The organism is Serratia sp. CY71090 (genome assembly GCF_052166845.1).
Lineage (GTDB): Bacteria > Pseudomonadota > Gammaproteobacteria > Enterobacterales > Enterobacteriaceae > Serratia > Serratia nematodiphila.
In genome coordinates this window covers 53,695-77,114 of sequence record NZ_JBJNOA010000005.1, presented here as the reverse complement: position 1 = coordinate 77,114, position 23,420 = coordinate 53,695, and the positions used below count along the sequence as shown (strand labels likewise).

Below are 23,420 nucleotides of genomic sequence, written 5' to 3'. Positions count from 1 at the left end.
AACGGCGCGGCGGCCGCCAGTAAAACTTAAGCAGAGGTGGAACGCAGCCCGTTCAACAACAGGTTCAAACTGGCCAAGGCCTGCTCCAGCGCCACGTCTTTTTCCGGCTGATGGGCGACCCACAGCGCAGCATCCATCAGGCCGCCATTGATTAAATGCGCCAGCGCTTCCGGTTCGGCGGTAGCGATACGCCGCTGCGCCATCAACGCCTGTAAGGCCCCCGTCATCCAGGTGATGCAACCCAGCTTGCTGGCCTGCAGATAGTCGGCTCCCAGCACCGAGGGCGAATCGCGTAACAGAATGCGCTGCGATTGCGGCTCCGTCATCATGATCAGATAACCGCGGCAACGCCCCGCGAAGGCCTCCCAGTCATCTGGCGTGCTGGCGGTAATGTCGGCGAGGCGCGCATCCATTTCGGCGTCGATTTCCTGCACGACGGCCAAAAACAATCCCTTCTTGTCGCCAAAATGGTGATAGAGCGCACCGCGCGTCATACCGGCTTGCGCAGTAAGCTCATCCATCACCGTCTCGGCATACCCCACGCCGCCGAACTGCTGACGGGCGGCCGCCACCAGCTTACGCCGGGTTTCTTCAATCATTTCTGTGCGCGCTTTACGTGCCATGGATTCACTCCCGTCTCGCCATTGATGACGTTATAATTGACATACGCCATGTATGTCAATTAACGTAACATACGTGGCGTATGTCAATGATGGGCATTGCGCGAATACCGAGCCGCCAACATTCAGGAGCCCTATTCATGGCTAATCCTTATTTCACACTGTTCAGCGCACCGGGCAGCAAGGCGTTTTCCTCTGCCGGGTTGATCGCGCGCCTGCCGATCTCAATGACCGGTATCGGCATCATCACCATGCTTTCGCAGGTACGCGGCTCCTATTGGCTGGCGGGTGCGGTGGCGGCGACATTCGCCTTTTCCATGGCGCTGCTCGCGCCGCAAATCGCACGCGCGGCGGACCGCTACGGCCAAAACCGCGTGCTGCCCTACGCCACCGGGGTCAGCGCACTCGCCCTGTTGCTGCTGCTGATCTGCACCCACTATCGGGCGCCGGACTGGACGCTGTTCGTCTTCGCCGCGCTCGCGGGCGGCATGCCCAGCATCTCCGCGATGGTCAGAGCCCGCTGGAGCGAAATCTATCGCGGCACGCCGCAGCTGCACACGGCGTATTCATTCGAGTCCGTACTGGATGAGGTCGCCTTTATTGTCGGCCCGCCGATCGCCGTGGGGCTCAGCGTTGCGCTCTTCCCTGAAGCCGGCCCTCTGGCGGCCGCGCTGCTTCTGGTGGCGGGCGTTTCGGCATTCGCCTGGCAAAAAAGCACTCAGCCCCCGGTTTATCCCCGCAATAACCAGCGGCAGCGCGCCATCCTGGCCATGCCGTCGATGCAGATCCTGGTCCTGACGCTGATCGCGCTGGGCACCATCGTCGGCACCGTGGACGTCATCAGCGTGGCCTTCGCCGAGCAGCAGGGGCAGCCGGCCGCCGCCAGCATCGTGCTGTCGGTTTACGCAGGCGGCTCCTGCCTCGCCGGGCTGATTTTCGGCGCAATAAAGCTGCCGTCCCCATTGCCTCGGCAGTTCTTATACGCCGCCTTCGCCACCGCACTCACCACTCTGCCGCTGCTGTGGGTGCACAATGTCTTAACGCTGGCGGCGGCGATGTTTGTCGCCGGACTGTTTTTCGCGCCGACCATGATCGTCGCCATGGGGTTGGTTGAACGCCTCGTGCCGCCTTCACGTTTGACGGAAGGATTGACCTGGATGGTGACCGGCCTGGGGGTTGGCGTGGCGCTCGGCGCCGCCTTGGCGGGGCTGGCGATCGATGCGCTGGGGATCAAGGCCGGCTTTGGCGTCACGCTCACGGCTGGCCTGGTCGTACTGCTGGTGGCGGCCGGCGGCTATCGCTTAATGCGGCGAACGCTGGCCGTGCAAGCGGCATGAACCGCTCGCGCTAGGCGCTTTCCCAAATCGCCTTGCCCTGCCAGCGCCGTTCGATCGCCGCCAGAAACAGTTTCACCTTGGGGGAAAGGTGGCGCCGGCTGGGATAGACGGCGCAGATCGGCGGCCCCGGGCGACAATAGCGCTCCAGTATCGGCACCAGCGTGCCGGCCGCAATCTGCTCACCGACCAGAAACGCCCCTACCTGACACAGACCGGCCCCGGCGACGGCCGCATCCCGCAATGCCTCGACGTTGTTGAAACGCATCCGGCCGCGCACCGGCTGTTCGTGCAGTTGACCGTTAACCCGATAGCGCCAGGGCGCCGGCAATCCCTGGTGGCTGAAGACCAGCGTCTCGTGATCGCCCAACGCCTCCGGTTTCGCAGGCGTACCGTGCCGCGCCAGATAGTCCGGCGCCGCGCAGGTGATCAGGCGGTGCGGCGCGAGCACCCGCCGCACCAGTCGGCTGTCGTCGCTGCCGCCGACGCGGATCGCCACGTCGATGCCGTCGCGCACCAAATCGCTGTAATCGTCGGAGAAGCTGACGTCGGCGTCCACCTCCGGCCACTGCGCCAAAAACTCCCGCAAAATCGGCAGAATATGCAATCGCCCCAGCGAGACCGGCACATCCAGCCGCAGCCGCCCGCGCGGGGTTTGCCGCCGCGTATTGAGCGCCGTTTCCGCCTCTTCGGCCTGCGACAGGATACGCTGCGCATACTCGTAAAACACCGCGCCGTCTTCGGTCAGGCTGACGCTGCGCGTGGTGCGCTGCAGCAGCCGAGTCGCCAATCGCGCCTCCAATCGGGTCACGCATTTGCCCGCCGCCGAACGGGAGATGCCCAGCCTCTCGGCCGCCAGCGTGAAGCTGCGGGCATCGGCGACGCGAATGAACACCAGCAGGTCGGTCAGGTTATCCAACGGCATAGACGGTAAATTAGCCACGATTTGTCCCCAATGTTGCGCATTCAGGCCAGTTTATCAGCCATTTTGGCGCGGATACACTGGGGTTCTTCATCTGTTGGGAGAGTCATTATGAGTGCCTTACACGCCGACGGCGGCGCAAAAGCGTGGCTGGCGACCTTCACGATCGGCCTGTCCACCTTTACCGTCGTCACCGCAGAAATGCTGCCCGTCGGGCTGCTGACCCCGATCGTCAATACCCTGAACGCGACGATCGGCCGCGCCGGGCTGCTGATTTCCCTGCCGGCCCTGTTCGCCGCGCTGTTCGCCCCGCTGGTGGTGCTGGGCGCCCGGCGCACGGACCGCCGCAGCCTGTTGGCGGGCTTTCTGCTGCTGCTGATCGCCGCTAACCTGCTGGCCGCCGCCGCCACCTCCCTGGCCCTGCTGTTCGCCGCGCGCATCCTGCTGGGTTTTTGCATCGGCGGTATCTGGGCCATCGCCGGCGGGCTGGCGGAACGCCTGGTGCCGCCGGCCTCAGTCGGATTGGCGCTGTCCATCATCTTCGGCGGCGTAGCGGCGGCCTCGGTGTTCGGCGTGCCGCTCGGGGTATTCCTCGGTGAAGCGCTGGGCTGGCGCCTGGCGTTTCTGGCGGTCGCCGTTCTGGCGGCGCTGACCCTGCTGCTGCTGGTATGCGTGCTGCCGCCGCTGCCGGTCACGCAGGCGATAAGCTGGAGGTCGTTCACCGCGCAGCGCGCGAATCGCCGGCTGCTGACCGGGCTGCTGCTGACGTTTTTGCTGGTCGCCGGTCACTTTATGGCTTACACCTTTGTCCGTCCGCTGCTGCAGACGGTCTCCGGCATCGAGAGCCGCTGGGTGGGGCCGCTGCTGTTCGCCTACGGCGTCGCCGGCCTCGTCGGGAATTTCATCGCCGGCCAGGCCGCCGCCAAACGGCTGCGCCGCACCCTGGCGCTGATCGCCCTCGGGCTGGCGCTCGCCGCCCTGCTGCTGCCGCTGCTGGGCCACGCGCCGCTGAGCGGCGGCGCCTTCCTCCTGCTGTGGGGCCTCGCCTACGGCGGCGTTTCCGTTTCGTTGATGGCGTGGATGCTCAAGGCGGCGCCCGACGCGGTCGAGGTCGCCTCTTCGCTGTATATCGCGCTGTTTAATCTGGCGATTTCCTGCGGTTCGCTGGCGGGCGGGCTGGTGGTGGACGCCGGAAGCTTGACGATAAACGGCGCGCTGTGCGGCATGGTGCTGCTGCTGGCGTTGGCCATCCTGATGGGAACCCGGCGGCAGATGCCGAAAGCGGCGGCGAAGGCCGATTCGCCGCCGGGGTGAATCAGGCACGGCGCTGCCGCAGGCCGTAAACCAGCACCACCGCGAAGCACAGCAGCGGCAGCAGATAAGAGAGCGCGGTGCTGTAACGGTCGGCCAGCGCCCCCATAAAGTAAGGCATGATGGCGCCGCCGACGATCGCCATGATCATGAACGAGCTGGCGCGCTTGGTGTGCTTGCCCAGATTTTTCACCCCCAGGGCGAAAATGGTCGGGAACATGATCGACATAAAGAAGAACACCGCGATCAGCGCCACCACCGATACGCCGTCGACGCTCAGCATCACCACGCCGCACAGCGCGATGTTGATCAGCGCATAGACCGCCAGCAGCGTCGCCGGTTTGACCCGCCCCATCAGCCAGGTGCTGAAGAAGCGCCCGACCATAAAGCAGATCATGGCGATCGACAGCAGGTAAGAGGCGTTCTGGTTAGACACCTCGCGCCAGTGCTCGGTGGCGTAGTTGATGAAGAACGCCCCCACGCCCACCTGCGCCGCCACGTAGAAGAACTGTGTGATAACCCCGCCGACGAAATGCGGATGCTGCCACAATCCCTGCGCTATCACGCCGTGCACCGGTTTTTCCTCTTCGCGGATCGCCGGCAGCCGGGTGCGGCTGAACAACAGCGCGATCAGCAACACCAGCGCGGCGATCGCCACATAGGTCATCTTCACCGCGCTCTGATCGCCGTCGCCGGCGGACTGGCCGGCGGAGAAGAACAGCGTGCCGCCGATCAGCGGGCCGATAAACTGCCCGAGGCCGTTGAACGACTGCGCCAGGTTGAGCCGCCGTTCGGCGCCCTGCGCGTCGCCCAGCACCGTGGCGTAAGGGTTGGCGGCCGTTTCCAGACAGCCCAGGCCGCTGGCGATAACGAACAACGCAAACAGGAACACGCCGAAGCTGTTGGCCGACGCCGCCGGCACGAACAGCAGCGCCCCCAGCGCGTACAGGCACAGCCCGACCAGAATCCCCGCCTTATAACCCTTGCGATCCATAAAGTACCCGGCGGGCAGCGCCACCAGGAAATAGGCGCCGAAGTAGGCCGCCTGCAGCAGCCCCGACAGCGCCTTGGTGACGTGCAACGTCTCCTGAAAATGTTTGTTTAATACGTCCAGCAGGCCGTAGGACAGCCCCCACATGAAGAACAGGCTGGTGACCAGGATAAAGGCCCAGCGCAGATTGGCGGTCACGGGGACGCCCGGCTGCGCGGAGGCCGCACTTTTTTCAGCAAGCATGGTGATACCCTCGTATCGTCTGGCGATGATGATGTTGGCGTTATTGCTGTTGCAGAGAGAAAATCCGCGCCATTTCCACCCATTTTTCGCCCTGCGGCGTCCAGGGGGTGGCGGCCTGGTAGTGCCACATCAGCGCTTCCCATCGCTGTACTTCGGGGTTGTTCAGGCTGGCGGCGTCAAAACGCGCGGCGTCGAAATCGGCGCTGACCTCCACAATCATGAACAGCCGGGTGCCCAACCGGTAAATCTCCATGTCCAGAATGCCGTGCTCGCGCAAATGCGCGGCGATGCCCGGCCAAATGCGCTGATGATGCTGCTGGTACTCCGCAATTAGCGCCGGTGAGTCAATCAGATCGAGCGCCTGGCAGAAACGGCGCCGCCCTGCCGCCGCGCCGCTCACGTCAGCGCCCGATCGAGATGCAGGTAGCCGCCGTCCACCGACAGCCACTGCCCGGTGGTGTGCGATGACCGCGACGACAGCAGAAACGCCACGGTGTCGGCGATCTCCTGCGGCGTGGTCATGCGTTGCCCGAACGGGATGCGCGCGGTGATTTTCTCCATCTGCCGCTGCGGCTCGACGAAGGTGTTGAGCCAGCGCTGGTACTGCGGGGTGATCACCTCCGCCGGCACCACCGCGTTCACCCGCACCCCGTCATGGCGCAGCGATACCGCCCATTCGCGCGTCAGTGCCAGCACCGCGCCCTTAGCGGCGGTGTAACCGCTGGTGCCCCCCTGGCCGCTGAGCGCGGTCTTGGAAGCGATGTTGACGATGGCGCCCCGGCTCTCCCGCAGCGCCGCCTGGCACAGGTGCGCCATCAGGTAGTAGTGCACCAGGTTCTTTTCCAGCGAGCCGACGAACGCCTCGCGCCCCGCCTCCAGCCCGACGCCGTCATTGACCCCGGCGTTATTCACCAGCCCGTCGATGCGGCCGAAGGTCGCCAGCGTCTGGCTGACCGCCCGGCGGCAGGCCGCCTCGTCGCACAATTCGGTGAGGATCACCTCGGTGCGCGGCTGCAGCCGCTGCAAATCGGCCAGCAGCGCCGCCTCCGGCGCGGCGTTAGTGACCAGCACCGGGATCGCCCCTTCCTCGGCCAGCACATGAGAAATCGCCGCGCCAATGCCGGAACCGCCGCCGGTAACCAACACCACCTTATCTTGCAGATACAGATCCATAACCAGACTCCGTTAAACCGTAAATTCGCCAGGCGGTGCCGCCCCAAATCGCCGCCTGTTCGGCGGCCCCCAGCGTCGACAGCGCCTGTTCGCACAGTTGCACCACCTGGCGGTAGTCGCCGGCCAACAGGCACACCGGCCAGTCGGAGCCGAACATCAGCCGCTGCGGGCCGAACGCCTCCAGCGCGGCGTCGAAGAACGGCAGCAGCTCCTCCGCCCGCCACCGCCCGCCCGGCGCCTCGGTGATCAGTCCCGAGAGCTTGCAGGCCACGTGCGGCAATGCCGCCAGCGGCCGGATTTGCTGCGCCCAGTGCCGCGCACCGCGCGCCACGTCCGGCTTGCCGAGATGATCCAGCACCAGCCAGTGTTGGTCGTGGCGGGCGGCAAACGCCGCCGCGGCCGCCAGATGCCGGTGCGTCACCAGGATCTCGTACACATACCCGGCGCGCTGCAGCGTTTGCATGCCGCGTTCCACCTCCGGCCGCGCCAACCAGGCCGCCGGATCCGCTTCGTCCTGCACCTGATGGCGCACCCCGCACAGCGCGCGATAAGGCCGCAAAGTTTCCAGACGCTGCGCCAGCTGTGGCGAAGCGATATCCAGCCACCCCACCACGCCGCATACGCCCTCGCTCTGCTCAGCCAGCGCCAGCAGGGCCAGCGTCTCTTCCTCGCTGGGGCGCGCCTGCACCGCCAGCGCGCCGTCGAAACCGTGTTCCTGCAACAGCGGCCGCAGCCGGGGCGGATCGAAATCCTGCCGCAGCACGCGCATCCGCTCGTCGATCCACGGGTAGTGCTGCGGGTGGTAGCGCCAGTAGTGCTGGTGAGCGTCGATGCGCGGCATGCGATCCTCCCGCTTCACCCGCGGAACCGGTATTGCTCGATCGACGACGGATGCATCTCGATCGAGTAACCGGGCCGGCTCGGCGGCATGTAGGCCGCGCCGTTGATCACGCAGGGATCGACAAAGTGTTCATGCAAATGATCGACGTACTCGATCACCCGGCCCTCGTGGGTGCCGGCGATGCACAGGAAGTCGATCATCGACAGGTGCTGCACGTATTCGCACAGCCCGACGCCGCCGGCGTGCGGGCAGACCGGCAACTGGTATTTGGCCGCCATCAGCATCACCGCCAACACTTCGTTGACGCCGCCGAGGCGACAGGCGTCGATCTGCACCACGTCCACCGCGCCGCGCATGATGAACTGTTTGAACATGATGCGGTTCTGGCACATCTCGCCGGTAGCCACCTTGACCGGCACCACCCCTTCGCGGATGCGGCGATGCCCTTCCACGTCGTCCGGGCTGGTCGGCTCTTCGATAAACCAGGGTTTGGCGAACGCCAGATGCTTCACCCACGGAATGGCTTCATCGACTTCCCACACCTGGTTGGCGTCGATCATCAGCCGGCGATCCGGGCCGATCACCTCACGCGCGATGCGCACCCGGCGAATGTCGTCTTCCAGATCGCGCCCAACCTTCAGCTTCAGGTAGGAGAAACCGGCGTCGACCGCCTCCTGGCACAGGCGGCGCAGCTTGTCGTCCGGATAACCCAGCCACCCTGCCGAGGTGGTGTAGCAGGGATACCCTTCCTGCAGCAGCCGCTCCAGGCGGCGTTCTTTGCCCTCGGCCCGCTGTTTCAGCAGCGCCAGCGCTTCCTGCGGCGTGATGCAGTCGGTGATGTAACGGAAGTCGATGCAGCGCACCAGCTCCTCCGGCGTCATCTCTGCCACCAGCCGCCACACCGGTTTGCCGACCGATTTGGCCCACAGATCCCACACCGCGTTGACCACCGCGCCGGTCGCCAGGTGAATGGCGCCCTTGTCCGGCCCGATCCAGCGCAGCTGGCTGTCGCTGGTGAAGCGCCGCCAGAAGGCGCCCATGTCAGCGGCGATATCCTCCAGCCGCTCGCCGACGATCTGATGCTCCAGCGCGCGGATCGCCGCGCAGCAGATCTCGTTGCCGCGCCCGATGGTGAACGTCAGCCCGTGGCCGCTGAGATCCGCGCGATCGGTCTCCAGGATCACGTAGGCGGCGGAATAGTCGGGATCCGGATTCATGGCGTCGGATCCGTCCAGCCCCAGCGACGTGGGGAAACGAATGTCTTCAACCCGCAGTGCGGTAATGGTGGTCATGGCGGCGCTCCCGGTTAAGCCTGTACGGTTTGCTGGCGCTGTTCGCCCAGCCCTTCGATACCCAGACGCATCGTCTGGCCCGCCCGCAGGTAGATGGGCTGCGGTTTCTGCCCCATGCCGACGCCCGGCGGCGTGCCGGTGGAGATCACGTCGCCCGGCTGCAGGCTCATGAAGCGGCTGAGGTAGCTGACGATCTGCGGAATGCGGAAGATCATGGTGCTGGTGTTGCCGTCCTGATAGCGCTTGCCGTCCACCTCCAGCCACAAATTCAGGCTGTGCGGATCGGCGATCTCGTCGGCGGTCACCAGCCAGGGCCCGATCGGCCCGAAGGTGTCGCAGCCTTTGCCCTTGTCCCAGGTGCCGCCGCGCTCAATTTGATATTCGCGTTCTGAGACGTCGTTGATCACGCAATAACCGGCGACGTGGCGCATCGCATCCGCTTCGCTGATGTAGCGCCCGCCCAGGCCGATCACCACGCCCAGCTCCACTTCCCAGTCGGTTTTCTGCGAGCCGCGCGGGATCTCCACCCGGTCGTAGGGGCCGACCACCGCGCTGGTCCATTTGTTGAACACCACCGGTTCTTCAGGAATGGCTGCGCCGGTTTCCGCCGCGTGATCGGCGTAATTCAGGCCGATGCAGATGAACTTGCCGATGCCGCCGACGCAGGCGCCGAGGCGCGGCTGCCCTTCGACCAGCGGCAGCGCGGCGCTGTCCAGCGCGCGCAGTTTGGCGAGCGACGCCGGCGATAACGCGGTGCCGCCCACGTCGGCGATATGCTGCGACAGATCGCGCAGGCGACCTTGCGCATCCAACATGCCGGGGCGCTCTTGCCCGGGTACCCCATAACGTAAAAGTTTCATGCCTTCCTCTCTCAAAAATGACGGATCAGTTGCTCCAGCCGCCGTCGATGATCTGCACCGTGCCGGTGGTGTACGAACTGGCGTCGGAGGCCAGATACAGCGCCAATTGGGCGATCTCCTCGGTGGTGCCGATGCGCCCGATCGGCTGACGGGCGACGAACGCCTGATACACCTCTTGCTCGCTGCGCCCCTGTTCGCGCGCCTGCTCATTGATGCGCTGGCGCAGCGACGGCGATTCCACCGTGCCGGGGCAAATGGCGTTGCAGCGGATGCCCTGGGTGACGTAATCCGCCGCCACCGAGCGCGTCAGGCCGATCACCGCCGCCTTGCTGGCGCCGTAGGCGAAGCGGTTCGGCACCCCTTTCACGCTCGAGGCCACCGAAGACATGTTGATGATCGAGCCTTTGCCGCGCGCCAACATGCCCGGCAGGAAAGCGCGGATCATGCGGAACATCGCGGTCACGTTGAGATCGAGCGCGAACGCCCACTGATCTTCGCTGCAATCGAGGATCGATCCGCTGTGCACCACGCCGGCGCAGTTGAACAGCACATCGATCGGGCCGATCGCTTCCGCCGCCGCCGCGATGGCGGCCGGATCGGTGACGTTCAGCGTCAGCGCGCGGATCCCGGCGCAGCCCTGCAGGCGCTCGAGGTTGATGTCGCTGGCGATCACCTCGGCACCGGCGGCGGCGAACAGCCTGGCGGTGGTAAAACCGATCCCTTGCCCGGCGGCGGTGATCAGTACGCGTTTCCCGGTTAAATCCATCTTGACTCCTCGGCCTAAAGGTCTAATGGTCAGGCCACTAAGGGCGATTAAAGGTCAGGCCTCTAACATGACAAAAGACGCTTTACGCGTTATCGTTGGGGGAAGAAGTTAATAAAACAGCCTTGAAACCACATTTCAATTAACCATTTTTTTACACTTGAATAACGATTACTCAAGCGCCTTGTCGCATAATTGTGCGCCAAATCACTGAACGCCGAATCGTCAAAGGTCAAAAATGCCGATTACCCGACTGGAAAACCCAAGGATTTACAGACAGATAGCCGACCAGCTCAAACGTCTTATCGAGAATAACGAATTTCCGCCTGGCAGCCGCCTGCCCTCGGAGCGCGATCTTGCCCAGCAGTTGCAGGTCAGCCGCGCGTCGGTGCGCGAGGCGCTGATCGCGTTGGAAGTGATCGGCCTGGTGGACGTCAAGGTGGGCAACGGGGTGATCGTGCGTTCGCAAACGCCGCCGCCAACGTCGCAGGAATCGGTGATGGCCCAGGCCGGCCGCAACCAGTGGGCGGAGATCGACGACGAACTGAATATCGAGCTGGATTTCAACGCCGAGCTGCCGCCGTTTTCACTGCTGCAAACCCGCCTGCTGATTGAACCGGAGACCGCCGCGCTGGCCGCGCGCCACGCCACCGACGAGGAGCTGGCGGGCATCCGCGCCGCCTATGAGCAGAACTGCCGCGATAACCGCGCCGGCTCCGCCACCCACCCCGGCGATCGGCTGTTCCACATCCGCATCGCCCAAGCCAGCGGCAACCCGGCTTACGCGTTCATCATCGGCCATCTGCTCGGCCACCGCTACGGCAGCATGTTCCGCGTGCTGCAGCGCCACTATACGCCGGACGACATGCCGCACCGCTCCGAGCTGGAACACCGGGCGATCCTGGCGGCGATCGAAGCGCGCGACGTGCGCGGCGCCCGCAAAGCGATGAAGGCGCACCTGGATGAAGTGATCGCCATTTTCGCCCGCGCGCAGTAAGCCGCCGGCGGTTAAAAAATTTTATCGCCACCGCTCTTTTTTCTACATGCAGCGGGGGGGCGGGCGCATTACACTGGGCGATGGATTACGCCCTTTCCCGCTGCATTGTTAAATGGATAACGACCGTTGAAGAACTCTGTCTCCGCTTTATTGCTGGCGCTGGGCCTGTGCGCCGCGCCGCTGGCCGTGCAGGCCGCGCCCCCGCAGCTGGCTTCGCAAATCGTCGACCAGTATGCCGAACATATTTTCTACAACAGCGGCGCCACCGGCATGGCGCTGGTGGTGATCGACGGCAATCAGGTGGTTAACCGCAGCTTCGGCGACACCAAGCCCGGCAACAACCTGCGCCCGCGCCCGGATTCGCTGATCCGCATCGCCTCGATCACCAAGCTGATGACCAGCGAAGTGATGGTGAAAATGGCGGCGGCAGGCCAGGTCAAGCTGACCGACCCGCTGCGCAAGTACGCTCCCAAGGGCGCCTATGTGCCGTCTTACAACGCCGGCCAGCCGATCACGTTATTGAACCTGGCCACCCACACCAGCGCGCTGCCGCGCGAGCAGCCGGGCAAGAAGCCGCCGAAAACGCCGGTGTTCACCTGGCCGACCAAGGCTCAGCGCTGGCAGTGGCTGGCGCATGCCAACGTCACGGTGCCGCCGGGCGTGCGCGCCGCGTATTCCAACCTGGCGTACGATCTGCTGGCCGACGCGCTGTCGCGCGCCGCGGGCAAGCCTTACAGCGCGCTGCTGAAAGAGAAAATCACCGCGCCGCTCGGCATGGTCGACACCACGTTGACGCCGAGCCCCGAACAATGCTCGCGCCTGATGGTGGCGGCGGCCGGCCCGAGCGCCTGTCGCGACACCACCGCCGCGGCCGGCAGCGGCGGCGTCTACTCCACCCCGCGCGACATGCAGCGCTGGATGCAGCAGTTCCTCTCCTCCAGCGCCAGCGGCCCGCGCAAAGCCACCGCCGCCAGCGAGCAAACCATGTACTTCCAGCGCCACGATCTGGTGTCGCTGAAGGGCATGGACGTGCCGGGGCAAGCGGATGCATTGGGATTGGGCTGGGTGTATATGGCGCCGAAGGACGGGCTGCCGGGCATCATTCAGAAGACCGGCGGCGGCGGCGGATTCATTACCTACATGGCGATGATCCCGGCGAAAAACGTCGGGGTGTTCGTGGTGGTGACCCGTTCGGAGCTGAGCAAGTTCACCAACATGAGCGATCCGGTCAACCGCCTGGTGAGCGATCTGGCGGCCAACAAGAGTTGAGATGAGGGGCGCAGCCAACTGCGCCCCCACGCCTCAGGCCGGCACCGCCATCTGGTGGATCACCGAATGGAAGTTGCGCTTGAAGTAGATCAGGCCGTTGCCGGCTTCGCTCAGCGCGATCTGCTTGATCTGCACCAGGTACATCTGGTGAGTGCCGATGCTCTGGATCTGCTCGATCTCCCCTTCCAGGCTGGCCAGGGTATTGCGCAATACAGGCTGCCCCAACGCGCCAAGCTGCCACTCTTCCAGCCTGAAACGATCTTCCATGCTGACGCCGGTCATGCCGGCGAAGTGGCGCGCCATCAGCTCCTGTTCGTGGTTGAGCACGTTGACGCACAGCCTGCGATTTTCCTGAAATACCGGGTTCATCGCGCTGTTGCGGTTGATGCACACCAGCAGCGTCGGCGGCGTATCGGTTACCGAGCACACCGCCGTGGCGGTGATGCCGCAGCGCCCCGCCGGGCCGTCGGTGGTGACGATATTCACCGCCGCCGACAGGCTGGCCATCGCGTCGCGAAAGCGCAACCGCTGTTCATTTTCCTGAGACATACAACCTCCTCCTGAATTACTTCAGCAGATTATCCAACTGATTAATATCGTCATTGTTCCGCAGGTGCGGCACCTTCCAGCCATGCTGATCGTAATCGGCCAGGCACTTGTCGACCATCTGCATCATGCGATCCATGTTGCCGGATCCCTGCGCGTGGCGCAGGCACTGCAGGCGGATCTCATCCTGGCTGCCGGCGTAGTTGATCTCATACAGCTCGTGACGGCCGCCGAATTCGCTGCCGATCGCATCCCACATCAGCTTGAGGATCTTGATGCGCTCGACGTGATCCATGCCGTCCGATCCGCGCACGTAGCGCGCCAGGTACTTGTCGATCTCCGGATTGTTCATGTCGCGCACGCTGGACGGCAGGTAGATCAGGCCGCTGGTGACGTTCTTCTCGATGATGTGTTTCACCTTGGTGTAGGCCATCGGCGCCATCACGCGGTAGGTCTGCAGCGCGGCGGAATCCGGCAGGTAGGCACCGTTTTCCCATTGCGTGGCTTCGGCGCACATCGCGTCGCTCAGCGACCAGAACAGGTTGCGCCAGGCCACCACTTCGCCCAGATCGGCCTGCACGCCGCGGAACTCCAGCACGCCGGTACACGAGAGGCTCTTTTGCAGCAGCGCAGTGATGAAGTCCATCTTCACCGCCAGGCGCACGCAGGCCTGCAGCGGGAACAGCCGGGCGAAACCGCCCTGGGTGCTCCAGCGGCGACAGCGGTCGAAATCGCGGTAGATCAGCACGTTTTCCCACGGGATCAGCACATGATCCATGATCAGGATCGCGTCGTTCTCGTCGAAGCGGCTGGTCAGCGGGTAGTCGAACGGCGAACCGGTCGCGCCGGCCACCAGCTCATAGGAGGCGCGTGAAATCAGCTTCACCCCTTCGGCGTCCATCGGCGCCACGAACATCAGCGCGAAGTCCGGGTTATCGCCCATCACCTGCGCCGAACCGAAGCCAATGAAGTTGTAGTGGGTCAACGCCGAGTTGGTGGCCACCACTTTGGCGCCGCTGACGATGATGCCGGCGTCGGTTTCTTTCTCCACCTGAATGTAGACGTCCTTCACCTCGTTGACCGGCTTATGACGATCGATCGGCGGGTTGACGATAGCGTGGTTGAAATAGAGCCCGGTTTCCTGAATGCGTTTGTACCAGTGGCGCGCGTTGTCGGCGAACTGGCCGTAGAACTCCGGATAAGCGCCCAGCGCGCAGCCGAAGGCCGCCTTATAATCCGGCGTGCGCCCCATCCAGCCGTAGCTTTGGCGCGACCAGTCGGCGATGGCGTCGCGCTGCTGGCGCATCTCTTCCGGGCTGCGGGCATAGCGGAAGAACTTGTGGGTGTAGCCGCCGTTGCCGGTGTCGGTATTCCAGCACAGGCGATCCTGGCTGGCCGGATCGTGCAGCGCGTCGTACAGCTGGCCGACCGAGGCCGCCGCATTGCGGAACGCCGGGTGGGTGGTGACGTCTTTTACGCGTTCGCCGTAAATGTAGATTTCGCGGCTGTCCTGCAAACTTTTCAGGTACTCGGCGCCGGTGAACGGACGCTTGCTGTCGGCACGAAAGTCTTCTGGTTTCATCGGGTCTTCCTCGTAATCGGCATTTTTCAGGCCGTGGAGTCGGCCATTTGTTAAAATAATGTTTTCTTTTGGTTGCTTAATTGAAGCTGCCAAAGCCGGTTTCGAGAAGAGACTTTTGCGGCAATCGCCGGTACTTTTCAGGTCAGTTTGCCGCTTTCGCGGCAAACTGTGATCGCGGTTACGAAAGGGCGTGTTGCGCCGCGCGGTAGGTCGAGGGGGAACAGCCTTCCAGCCGATTGAAAAACCGGGCGAAATAGGCCGGATCCTTGAAGCCGAGGCTGTAGGCGGTTTCATGCACCGTGCAGGCGCTGAACAGCAGCATGCGCTTGGCCTCGCGCAGCAATCGATCGAAGATCAGCCGCTTGGGTGGCCGGTTGGCGAAGCGCCGACACAGGTCGTTGAGCCGCGATTCGGTCACCCCCAACGCCTGCGCATACTCCGGCACCGGCAGGTGCTCGCGAAAACGCTCGTCCACCATCTTGTTGAAGCGCTGGAACAGCTGCAGTTCGCCACGCACGCCGCTGTTGGCGCTGTCTTCCAGCGCGGTATTGCGCAACAGCAACGTGAACACCGCCTGCGCCAGCAGCGCCAGCGTCTGTTCGCGCCCGGCCAGGTTCTGCGCGAACTCGCGGCGGATCAGCGCCCAATAGTGGCTGAGCGCCGTCAGCTCCTGCGGCGCGTCGGCCAGCGACAGGCAGATGCCCGGCATGTCGAGCGCCAGGTTGCTGCCGGGGTACAGGCGCTCCAGCAGCGGCCAAATCAACTCCTGACGCACCGTCAGCACGTGGCCGTCGCTGTCCGGTTCGGTGAAGAACGCATGCGGCACCGACGGCGGCGTGAGGATGAACAGCGGCGCCTGCACCGAATAGTGCTGATCGTCGAGCTGCAGCTCTATCTTGCCGGTCTCCAGAAAATGCACCTGGAAGAAGCAGTCGTGCCAGTGCACCTGCATGTCGCGGCCAAAGAATGCCGCCAGCCCGGCGAAGGTTTCGTAGTGCACCTCGTCGGCGGCGTAGCGCGCGTCATACTCTTTGCAAATATCGATGTTGGCGATAAAACCGGTACTTTTCCGCACCTCATTACCTCCTGCAATCCTGCCTGTCTGCGTATCAAGGCGTCGCTCTCGGGCGCGAATCCTTCATCGGGATGCGCCACACCAGCACGGCGCCGACGATCAACAGCGCCGAGACGAAATACAGCCCGGAGTTGAAGCTGCCGGTCAGATCCTTGAACCAGCCGATCAGCAGTGGGCTGAGCGCCGATCCGATGTTGCCGGTGGCGTTGATCACGGCGATCCCCACCGCTCGCGCTTCCAGGCTGATCGACTGATCCGGCGTGGTCCAGAAGATCGCCATGGCGGTAAAGGAACCGACCGACGCCATCACGATCCCCAGCAGCTGGATCAGGTTGTGATCGGTGGCGGACGCCAGCAGCCAGCCGGCGGCGGCGAACAGGTACGGCAGCGCGGTGTGATGCTTGCGCTCCTGCAGCCGGTCGGATCGTTTGCTCCACCACACCATGCCGGCGATGGTGCAGATCTGCGGGATCGCCGCCAGAATGCCGATCGTCACGTTGCTGCTGCCCTGGTTGAAGCTCTGCAGGATCTGCGGCGTCCAGATATTGATCGCGCTCAGGGTGTTGGTCAGGCAGAAATAGGCCAGCGTATACATCAACACAATCGGCGTGAAAATCTCGCGCCACAGGCTGCGCTGCTGCAGCGCGCGGTGGCTGCTCGGCCCGTTGGGCTGCACCAGCTGCAGCTTGTCGACCTCCATCATCGCCTTCAGGTTGGCTTTTTCCTCGTCGGTCAGCCACTTGGCCTTAGCCGGCGTGTCGTCGAGGTAGAACCACACCACCACGCCCAGCAGTACCGACGGAATGCCTTCCAGCAGGAACAGCCACTGCCAGCCCTTCAGGTTCATCACCCCGTCCAGCGCCAGAATATAGCCGGAGACCAGCGAGCCGATCGCCATGGTCACCGGCATGGCGATCATGAACAAGGCGTTGGCGCGGGCGCGGTAGAACGCCGGGAACCAGTAGGTGAGGTACACCAGAATGCCCGGCAGAAAGCCGGCCTCGGTGATGCCGACGATCATGCGCAGCACGTACAGGCTGGTGGGTCCGGTGGCGAACATGGTGCAGGTGGAGGCGACGCCCCACAGCACCATGATGGTGGCGATCCAGCGCCGCGCGCCGACCCGGCTCAGCATCATGTTGCTGGGAATGCCGAAGATCACGTAGGTGACATAGAACAACGTCGCCGCCAGCCCGAACATGGTCGAGCTGAGGCCGAGATCTTTGCCCATCGTCAGCCCTGCGAAGCCGATGTTGATGCGGTCGAGGAAAGAGAAAACAAACAACACGAACAGGAAAATAATCAGGCGCCGAAACAACTTTTTAATCACCGATTGCTCGGCGGCGGTTAACGCTTTATGTTGCTGCGCCGGGTTGGCCGGCGGCAGCGAATCGACGTGGTTCATGGTTCAGTAGACTCCCGATGAAGGCGCTTGCGCCCCGCCCTGTTTGAACTCGTCCGCCAGGGCTTCCGCCGCCCGCGCCAGCAGGGTGGTGTCTACCCCTACCGCGACGAACAGCGCGCCGGCTTCCAGATAGCGCTGCGCCAGCGCCTTGTTGGCCATCAGAATGCCCGGCGCCTTGCCGGCGGCGCGGATGCGCGCGATGGCGTCGTCGATGGTGCGCTGTACCTCCGGATGCTGCGGATTGCCGGCGAAGCCCATGTCGGCGCTGAGATCCGCCGGGCCGATGAACACGCCGTCCACCCCTTCCACCTGCAGAATGGCGTCGAGGTTTTTCACCGCCTCGCGGGTTTCAATCTGCACCAGCACGCACATCTGCTCGTCGGCCTGCTGCAGGTAATCGGGCACCCGGTTCCAGCGCGAAGCGCGCGCCAGGGCGCTGCCGACGCCGCGCACGCCGTGCGGCGGATAACGCGTGGCGCGCACCGCGTCGCGCGCCTGTTCGGCGTTCTGAATCATCGGGATCAATAAGGTTTGCGCGCCGACATCCAGCAACTGCTTGATGATCACCGCGTCGTTCCACGGCGGCCGCACCACCGGCTGGCTCGGGTAAGGGGCGACCGCCTGCAGCTGCCCCAGCACCGTCTGCACGTTGTTGGGCGCATGTTCGCCGTCGATCAACAGCCAGTCGAAACCGGCGCCGGCCAGCAGCTCGGCGCTGTAGCTACTGCACAGACCGAGCCACAGCCCGATCTGCGGGCGTTTTTCCTGCAGCGCACGCTTGAAGTGGTTGGTTAACATCGCATTCTCCCTGACAAGCGGGCGCGGCGCACGGCCCCGCCCGGTTATTGCGGCCCGGTTCGCCGAGCCGGCTTATTAGACGAAGCGGCAGCTGATGCAGCCCATCGGGCCGTAGTCGACGTGGAAGGTATCGCCGCGCCGCGCCGGCACCGGCCGGGTGAAGGAACCGCCGAGGATCACCTGCCCCGCTTCCAGCTCCACCTCATACGGCGCCAGCTTGTTGGCCAGCCAGGCCACGCCGTTGGCCGGGTGGTTGAGCACCGCCGCCGCCACGCCGGACTCTTCAATCACGCCGTTGCGGTACAGCAGCGCAGAGATCCAGCGCAGATCCAGCGCATCCGGCTTGATCGGCCGCCCGCCCATCACCACCCCGGCGTTGGCGGCGTTGTCGGAGATGGTGTCGAACACCTTGCGCGGCCGCTGCGTCTCGGGATCGACGTTGTGGCTGCGCGCGTCGATGATCTCCAGCGCCGGAATGACGTAGTCGGTGGCGTTGTAGACGTCGAACAGCGTACAGTTAGGCCCGCGCAGCGGCTTGGCCAGCACGAACGCCAGCTCCACTTCCACCCGCGGCACGATAAAACGATCGATCGGAATGTCGCTGCCGTCGTTGAAGAACATGTCGTCCAGCAGCGCGCCGTAATCCGGCTCGGTGATCTGCGAGCTGACCTGCATGGCGCGCGAGGTCAGGCCGATCTTGTGGCCTTTGAGCGTGCGCCCCTCGGCGATCTTCAGATCTACCCACTGCCGCTGAATGGCATAGGCGTCTTCAATGGTGATCTCGGGATGATCGAGCGACAGCGCGCGGATCTGCTCACGGCTCTTTTCCGCCTGATGCAGACGCTGCACGGCGCGGTTAACCTGCTCTTTATCCAGCATTTACGACCCCTTATTCACGCCTTGTTGAACAGCGCGTGGACATTGTTCTGTTTGTAATTCAGCACCGGATCCAGCTCTTCCATGGTGAAAGAGAGCGCCAGGTAACGCTGCGCCATCAGCGCGGCGAAGTGTTCCTTGATCAGCGCAAACAGCATCTCGCCCACCTGCTGACGGCTTTCCAGACTGCGGCCGTGGCCGATCTTCAGCGTCATGTGCACGAAGGCGTAATCCTGCTTGCCGTCGGCCATTTGCCAGGTATCAAGCCAGATGGCGCGGCTGCGCACGCCGGCCAGCGGGAAGATGCCGGTCGCCGCCAGCACCTCGTTGACCTTGGCGAACAGGGTGGGCAAATCCGCCTCGCGGCGGATGTTGTCGGTACATTCAGCGTAAAAATGGGGCATAGCGTTCTCCAGACGGCGCATAGGCGCGGGCGAAGCCCGCGCAGCGGCATTTACAGCGTATTGCCAAGTTTGAAACCTTTTTCCGTATCGCCCTCGCGGGTATAGGAAAAACCGTCTGCGCCGATGGTGACGGCCATTTCGCTGGGCGCGCTGCGTTCGATCACCGGCTGCGGCTGCCCATCGAGATCCAACACCAGCGATCCTTCGGTGTACCAGCTCGGCACCACCGGATTGCCCCACCAGTCGCGGCGCTGGTTGTCATGCACGTCCCAGGTCACGGTCGGGTTGTCCGGATCGCCGGTGTAGTAATCCTGCGTGTAGATTTCCACCCGGTGGCCATCGGGATCGCGCAGGTAGAGATAGAACGCGTTGGAGACGCCGTGACGGCCAGGGCCGCGTTCGATCACATCGGATTTGCGCAGCGCGCCGAGCTTGTCGCAGATGGCCAAAATATTGTGTTTTTCATGGGTGGCGAAGGCGATGTGGTGCATGCGCGGCCCGGCGCCGCCGGTCATCGCGGTATCGTGCACCGTCGCCTTGCGGCGCATCCAGGCGGCGTAAACCACGCCGTCTTCATCGCGGATGTCTTCCGTCACGCGGAAACCCAGCCCCTGGATATATTCCACGGCGCGCGGCACATCAGGGGTGATTTGGTTAAAGTGGTCGAGGCGCACCAGCGCGCCCGGCGTATACAGATCGTAACGCCAGGCCAGACGCTCGACGTGCTGCACATCGTAGAAAAACTCATACGGGAAACCGAGCGGATCTTCTACCCGCACCGCATCGCCGATGCCTTTGGCGAACCCGTTCACCCGCCGCTCGGTGCGGCAGCCAAGCGCCTTGAAATACGCTTCGGCGCGATCGACGTCTTCCGGCGTGCGCACGCGGAAAGCAAACGCCGCCACGGCGGCGACCGGGCCTTCGCGCAGCACCAGGTTATGGTGAATGAACTCCTCCATCGAACGCAGGTAGAGGGTTTTGTCATCTTCGGCGGTCACGACCAGGCCGAGGATATCGACGTAAAATTCGCGTGCGGCTTTAAGGTTCGTGACCTGAATCTCCATGTAGGCACAGCGCACGACGTCGGGAGCAGGGACAGCATTAGTGGTCAGTTTTGTCGTCATTGTTCTCATCTCTTTCGTTATTATTGTGGCCTGAGGCTCAGACGCCCCATTTCGGGATCGGGTGGTCGCCCATGGAAATGCACACGTTCTTCATTTCGGCGAACACTTCGAAGCTGTATTCCCCGCCTTCGCGGCCGGTGCCAGAGGCTTTCACGCCGCCGAACGGTTGGCGCAGATCGCGCACGTTTTGGGTGTTGACGAAAACCATGCCCGCTTCGATGCCGCGGGCCAGGCGCAGAACCTTGCTCACATCCTGCGTCCAGATGTACGACGCCAGGCCGTACTCCACGTCGTTGGCCATGCGCAGGCCGTCTTCTTCTGATTTGAACGGCAGCAGGCAGGCCACCGGCCCGAAGATCTCCTCCTGCGCCACGCGCATCCGGTTGTCGACATCCGCCAGCACCGTCGGGCGCAGGAAGTTGCCGTGGCTCAAGCCGGCCGGTTTATCCGGGCCGCCGGCCAACAGGGTCGCCCCTTCCTCCACCCCGAGGCGGATATAGCCGGAGACTTTTTCCCAGTGCTGCGGGCTGATCAGCGCCCCTACCTGGGTGTTGGGATCTTGCGGATCGCCGACGCGCAGACGGTTGGCGCGCTCGGCGAAACGTTTGACGAATTCCGGGTAGATGCTCTCCTGAATGAAGATGCGCGAACCGGCGGTGCAGCGTTCGCCGTTGATCGAGAAGATGGTGAACAGCGCGGCGTCGAGCGCCCGCTCGATGTCGGCGTCTTCAAAGATCAGCACCGGCGACTTGCCGCCGAGCTCCATGGAGAATTTCTTCAGCCCGGCGCTTTCGATGATGCGCCGGCCGGTGGCGGTGCCGCCGGTGAAAGAGACCGCGCGCACGTCTTTATGGCGCACCAATGCGTCGCCGGCGGTGGCGCCGTAGCCCTGCACCACGTTCAGCACCCCGGCCGGAATGCCAGCCTCCAGCGCCAGCTCGCCCAGGCGATCGGCGCTCAGCGGCGACAGTTCGGACATTTTCAGCACCGCCGTGTTGCCCAGCGCCAGGCAAGGCGCAGTTTTCCAGGTGGCGGTCATGAACGGCACGTTCCACGGCGACACCAGCGCGCAGACCCCCACCGGCTGCACCAGCGTGTAGTTGAGCATCTTGTCGTCCACCGGGTAGGTCTTGCCGTTCATCTGTTGGCACACCTCGGCGAAGAATTCGAAGTTGTGCGAGGCGCGCGGGATCAGCACGTTTTTGGTCTGATGGATCGGCAGACCGGTGTCGGCGGTTTCCATTTCGGCGATTTGCGGCACGTTCTGGTCGATCAGTTCACCCAAACGGCGCATCAGACGCGCGCGCTCTTTCATCGGCGTGTTGGCCCATTTGGGGAAAGCCTCTTTCGCGGCCGCTACCGCCTGGTCGATCTCCAGCTGGCCGCCAGAGGCCACCTCCGCCAGCACCTCGCCGTTCGCCGGGTTGGTGGTGGTGAAATACTCTTTGCTGGCGACGTTCTTGCCGTTGATCCAGTGGTTGATGGTTTTCATCGCAGGCTCTCCTCGTAATCTTTTTCACTGATAATGTGGTTAACCAAACGGCCGATGCCTTCGATCTCCACCACCACTTCGTCGCCCGGCCGCACGTCGGCCAGCCCTTTCGGCGTGCCGGTGGCGATCATGTCGCCCGGCTGCAGCGTCATGAATTCGCTCAGGTAGGCGATCAGGAACGGAATGTCGAAAATCATGTCGGCGGTGCTGCCACGCTGGCGCAGCTCACCGTTGACGTAGGTGCTGAGCGCCAGCCGGTGCGGATCGGCGACGTCGTCGCGATCGACGATATACGGCCCGATCGGCGTCAGGGTATCTCGGCTCTTCACCCGCAGATTCGGCCGGTAGTAGTTTTCCAGGTAGTCGCGGATGGCGTAGTCGTTGCACAGGGTGTAACCCGCCACATACTCCATGGCGCGCTCACGGCTGACGTTGCGTGCGGTCTTGCCGATCACCGCCACCAGCTCGGCTTCGTAATGCATGTACTCCACGTCGGCCGGACGCACCGATACCTGACGATGGCCGGTCAGAGTGTTCGGCGCCTTGAGGAACACCAGCGGCTCTTCCGGCGCCTTGAATTCCAGCTCGCTGGCGTGGTCGGCATAGTTCAGCCCCAGGGCGAACACCGTGCCCTGCGCCGGCGGCAGCCATTCCACTTCGCGCTCCTGCAGCACCTCGCCGTTCGGCAACGTGACGCGCAGCTGGTCGTCCACCTGAACGTTGACGATCTGGCCATGATGGCGAATACGGGCATGTTTCATGATGCGGCTCCTGCCTGGGTGACGCGGTTGCTCAGAGTGGGCAGGCCGGCGGCGCGCACCGTCACCTCATCCCCCGGTTTGATCTCCACCCGCTGGTGCGGGGTGCCGATCAGCACCGCATCGCCCGGCTGCAGGGTGATGAAATCGCTGATGGCGGCGATCAGCTCCGGCACCGAGCGCACCAGATCGGCGGTGGACCAGCGATCCTGCTCCACGCCGTTGATCTCGGTGACGATCTCCAGCCGATCGGCATTCTCCAGTTGGCCCATCTCTCCCAGCGGGCAGAAGCCGTCGCGGCATTTGGCCTTGATCGCCGGGCGATAGAAGCTGCTCTCCGGCAGGCTGACGTCGTTGGCCAACGCGTAACCGGCCAGATAACGGCTCACCTGCGCCGCCGGCACCTTGCGCGCGGTGTCGCCGATGATCACCGCCAGCGTGCCGCCGCTCTGCACGGTTTCACCGGCCGGAAACGGGATCGCCCCGCCGTTGGCGAGGTGGGTGTTGCGCGGTTTGATAAACCACACCGGGGTTTTGGGCGGGGTCTGGTACGGCGGCTGGTGAAACGCCTGATCCCAGGCGTCCAGTTGGCTGCGGTGGTTCAGCGCAACGGAAAATACGGTGCCTTTCATGCGAACTCCTCCAATGGCAAAACATGACAACCGGCATTCATTAATATATTAATGATTACTTTTATACGCTGCGCAGCTTTTACGCAACGCGCTTGGAATGATTTGTGATCGT

The 23,420-nt window shown here is 63.8% G+C and carries 24 protein-coding genes; 4 read left to right on the top strand and 20 right to left on the bottom strand.

The genetic code is table 11. The annotated features are described in order from the left end of the window. Positions 1–26: 26 nt before the first annotated feature. On the bottom strand, positions 27–623 hold the full coding sequence (locus tag ACJ8OK_RS11225) for a TetR/AcrR family transcriptional regulator (protein ID WP_015376551.1): 597 nt from the start codon (positions 621–623) through the stop codon (positions 27–29). Positions 624–760: 137 nt separating this feature from the next. On the opposite strand from ACJ8OK_RS11225, the gene ACJ8OK_RS11220 reads away from it, so the two are divergent. Further along, positions 761–1,957, top strand: a complete 1,197-nt coding sequence (locus ACJ8OK_RS11220; protein WP_407573169.1) for an MFS transporter — start codon at positions 761–763, stop codon at positions 1,955–1,957. A 10-nt stretch (positions 1,958–1,967) separates the two neighbouring features. Here the strand turns inward: ACJ8OK_RS11220 and ACJ8OK_RS11215 are convergent, their stop codons facing one another. Next, positions 1,968–2,879 carry a LysR family transcriptional regulator gene (locus tag ACJ8OK_RS11215; RefSeq protein ID WP_164095949.1) on the bottom strand — a complete coding sequence of 304 codons (912 nt, stop codon included), beginning with the start codon at positions 2,877–2,879 and terminating at the stop codon, positions 1,968–1,970. Between the two features lie 108 nt (positions 2,880–2,987). Between ACJ8OK_RS11215 and ACJ8OK_RS11210 the strand changes: the two genes are divergently transcribed. Then, on the top strand, positions 2,988–4,190 hold the full coding sequence (locus ACJ8OK_RS11210) for an MFS transporter (protein WP_442530585.1): 1,203 nt from the start codon (positions 2,988–2,990) through the stop codon (positions 4,188–4,190). A gap of 1 nt (position 4,191) precedes the next feature. Here ACJ8OK_RS11210 and fucP read toward each other — a convergent pair whose 3' ends face one another. The 7 genes from fucP to ACJ8OK_RS11175 are packed head-to-tail and all read right to left on the bottom strand — an operon-like array spanning position 4,192 to position 10,353. Further along, complete coding sequence (fucP, locus tag ACJ8OK_RS11205) at positions 4,192–5,421, bottom strand: L-fucose:H+ symporter permease (RefSeq protein ID WP_442530584.1); 1,230 nt, start codon at positions 5,419–5,421, stop codon at positions 4,192–4,194. Positions 5,422–5,461: 40 nt separating this feature from the next. Further along, positions 5,462–5,821 (bottom strand): L-rhamnose mutarotase, encoded by a 360-nt coding sequence (locus ACJ8OK_RS11200; RefSeq protein ID WP_015376547.1) that lies wholly within the window; start codon positions 5,819–5,821, stop codon positions 5,462–5,464. Further along, the gene (locus ACJ8OK_RS11195) at positions 5,818–6,594 is read right to left on the bottom strand and encodes an SDR family oxidoreductase (protein WP_442530583.1); all 777 of its coding nucleotides are present in this window, start codon (positions 6,592–6,594) and stop codon (positions 5,818–5,820) included. The genes ACJ8OK_RS11200 and ACJ8OK_RS11195 overlap by 4 nt, the downstream gene beginning before the upstream one ends. Further along, a complete protein-coding gene (locus ACJ8OK_RS11190; RefSeq protein WP_099982018.1) occupies positions 6,572–7,435 on the bottom strand; it encodes an amidohydrolase family protein in 864 nt (287 codons plus the stop codon). The genes ACJ8OK_RS11195 and ACJ8OK_RS11190 overlap by 23 nt, the downstream gene beginning before the upstream one ends. 14 nt (positions 7,436–7,449) lie before the next feature. Then, positions 7,450–8,727 carry an L-fuconate dehydratase gene (locus ACJ8OK_RS11185; protein WP_099982019.1) on the bottom strand — a complete coding sequence of 426 codons (1,278 nt, stop codon included), beginning with the start codon at positions 8,725–8,727 and terminating at the stop codon, positions 7,450–7,452. Positions 8,728–8,741: 14 nt separating this feature from the next. Then, a complete protein-coding gene (locus ACJ8OK_RS11180; protein ID WP_242141310.1) occupies positions 8,742–9,587 on the bottom strand; it encodes a fumarylacetoacetate hydrolase family protein in 846 nt (281 codons plus the stop codon). A gap of 25 nt (positions 9,588–9,612) precedes the next feature. Continuing rightward, positions 9,613–10,353 carry an SDR family oxidoreductase gene (locus ACJ8OK_RS11175; protein WP_021505398.1) on the bottom strand — a complete coding sequence of 247 codons (741 nt, stop codon included), beginning with the start codon at positions 10,351–10,353 and terminating at the stop codon, positions 9,613–9,615. 235 nt (positions 10,354–10,588) lie between these two features. On the opposite strand from ACJ8OK_RS11175, the gene ACJ8OK_RS11170 reads away from it, so the two are divergent. Both ACJ8OK_RS11170 and ampH read left to right on the top strand, forming a co-directional pair. Beyond that, positions 10,589–11,347: a FadR/GntR family transcriptional regulator gene (locus ACJ8OK_RS11170; RefSeq protein ID WP_033631726.1), complete on the top strand. Its 759-nt coding sequence runs from the start codon at positions 10,589–10,591 to the stop codon at positions 11,345–11,347. Between the two features lie 126 nt (positions 11,348–11,473). Next, positions 11,474–12,616, top strand: a complete 1,143-nt coding sequence (ampH, locus tag ACJ8OK_RS11165) for a D-alanyl-D-alanine-carboxypeptidase/endopeptidase AmpH (RefSeq protein WP_015376541.1) — start codon at positions 11,474–11,476, stop codon at positions 12,614–12,616. Between the two features lie 33 nt (positions 12,617–12,649). On the opposite strand, the gene hpaC is transcribed toward ampH, so the two are convergent. The 11 genes from hpaC to ACJ8OK_RS11110 all read right to left on the bottom strand — a co-directional run bounded on the left by hpaC (position 12,650) and on the right by ACJ8OK_RS11110 (position 23,308). Continuing rightward, the gene (gene hpaC / locus ACJ8OK_RS11160; protein WP_004933156.1) at positions 12,650–13,165 is read right to left on the bottom strand and encodes a 4-hydroxyphenylacetate 3-monooxygenase, reductase component; all 516 of its coding nucleotides are present in this window, start codon (positions 13,163–13,165) and stop codon (positions 12,650–12,652) included. A 16-nt stretch (positions 13,166–13,181) separates the two neighbouring features. Continuing rightward, positions 13,182–14,744 carry a 4-hydroxyphenylacetate 3-monooxygenase, oxygenase component gene (hpaB, locus tag ACJ8OK_RS11155; protein WP_004933158.1) on the bottom strand — a complete coding sequence of 521 codons (1,563 nt, stop codon included), beginning with the start codon at positions 14,742–14,744 and terminating at the stop codon, positions 13,182–13,184. A gap of 178 nt (positions 14,745–14,922) precedes the next feature. After that, positions 14,923–15,819, bottom strand: a complete 897-nt coding sequence (hpaA, locus tag ACJ8OK_RS11150; protein WP_004933161.1) for a 4-hydroxyphenylacetate catabolism regulatory protein HpaA — start codon at positions 15,817–15,819, stop codon at positions 14,923–14,925. Between the two features lie 34 nt (positions 15,820–15,853). Further along, entirely contained in the window at positions 15,854–17,224 is a 1,371-nt protein-coding gene (gene hpaX / locus ACJ8OK_RS11145) for a 4-hydroxyphenylacetate permease (RefSeq protein WP_442530582.1), read from the bottom strand. 3 nt (positions 17,225–17,227) lie between these two features. Beyond that, positions 17,228–18,022, bottom strand: coding sequence for a 4-hydroxy-2-oxoheptanedioate aldolase (hpaI, locus tag ACJ8OK_RS11140; RefSeq protein WP_033631724.1), 795 nt, complete (start codon positions 18,020–18,022; stop codon positions 17,228–17,230). A gap of 75 nt (positions 18,023–18,097) precedes the next feature. Further along, positions 18,098–18,901 carry a 2-oxo-hept-4-ene-1,7-dioate hydratase gene (gene hpaH / locus ACJ8OK_RS11135; RefSeq protein ID WP_015376538.1) on the bottom strand — a complete coding sequence of 268 codons (804 nt, stop codon included), beginning with the start codon at positions 18,899–18,901 and terminating at the stop codon, positions 18,098–18,100. A 14-nt stretch (positions 18,902–18,915) separates the two neighbouring features. Further along, positions 18,916–19,302, bottom strand: a complete 387-nt coding sequence (locus tag ACJ8OK_RS11130) for a 5-carboxymethyl-2-hydroxymuconate Delta-isomerase (protein ID WP_350986845.1) — start codon at positions 19,300–19,302, stop codon at positions 18,916–18,918. 50 nt (positions 19,303–19,352) lie between these two features. Continuing rightward, positions 19,353–20,426 carry a 3,4-dihydroxyphenylacetate 2,3-dioxygenase gene (hpaD, locus tag ACJ8OK_RS11125; RefSeq protein ID WP_099032679.1) on the bottom strand — a complete coding sequence of 358 codons (1,074 nt, stop codon included), beginning with the start codon at positions 20,424–20,426 and terminating at the stop codon, positions 19,353–19,355. A gap of 37 nt (positions 20,427–20,463) precedes the next feature. After that, a complete protein-coding gene (hpaE, locus tag ACJ8OK_RS11120; RefSeq protein ID WP_033631722.1) occupies positions 20,464–21,918 on the bottom strand; it encodes a 5-carboxymethyl-2-hydroxymuconate semialdehyde dehydrogenase in 1,455 nt (484 codons plus the stop codon). Further along, positions 21,915–22,679: a fumarylacetoacetate hydrolase family protein gene (locus ACJ8OK_RS11115; RefSeq protein WP_004933177.1), complete on the bottom strand. Its 765-nt coding sequence runs from the start codon at positions 22,677–22,679 to the stop codon at positions 21,915–21,917. The genes hpaE and ACJ8OK_RS11115 overlap by 4 nt, the downstream gene beginning before the upstream one ends. After that, positions 22,676–23,308: a fumarylacetoacetate hydrolase family protein gene (locus ACJ8OK_RS11110; RefSeq protein WP_033631721.1), complete on the bottom strand. Its 633-nt coding sequence runs from the start codon at positions 23,306–23,308 to the stop codon at positions 22,676–22,678. The genes ACJ8OK_RS11115 and ACJ8OK_RS11110 overlap by 4 nt, the downstream gene beginning before the upstream one ends. Positions 23,309–23,420: the final 112 nt, after the last annotated feature.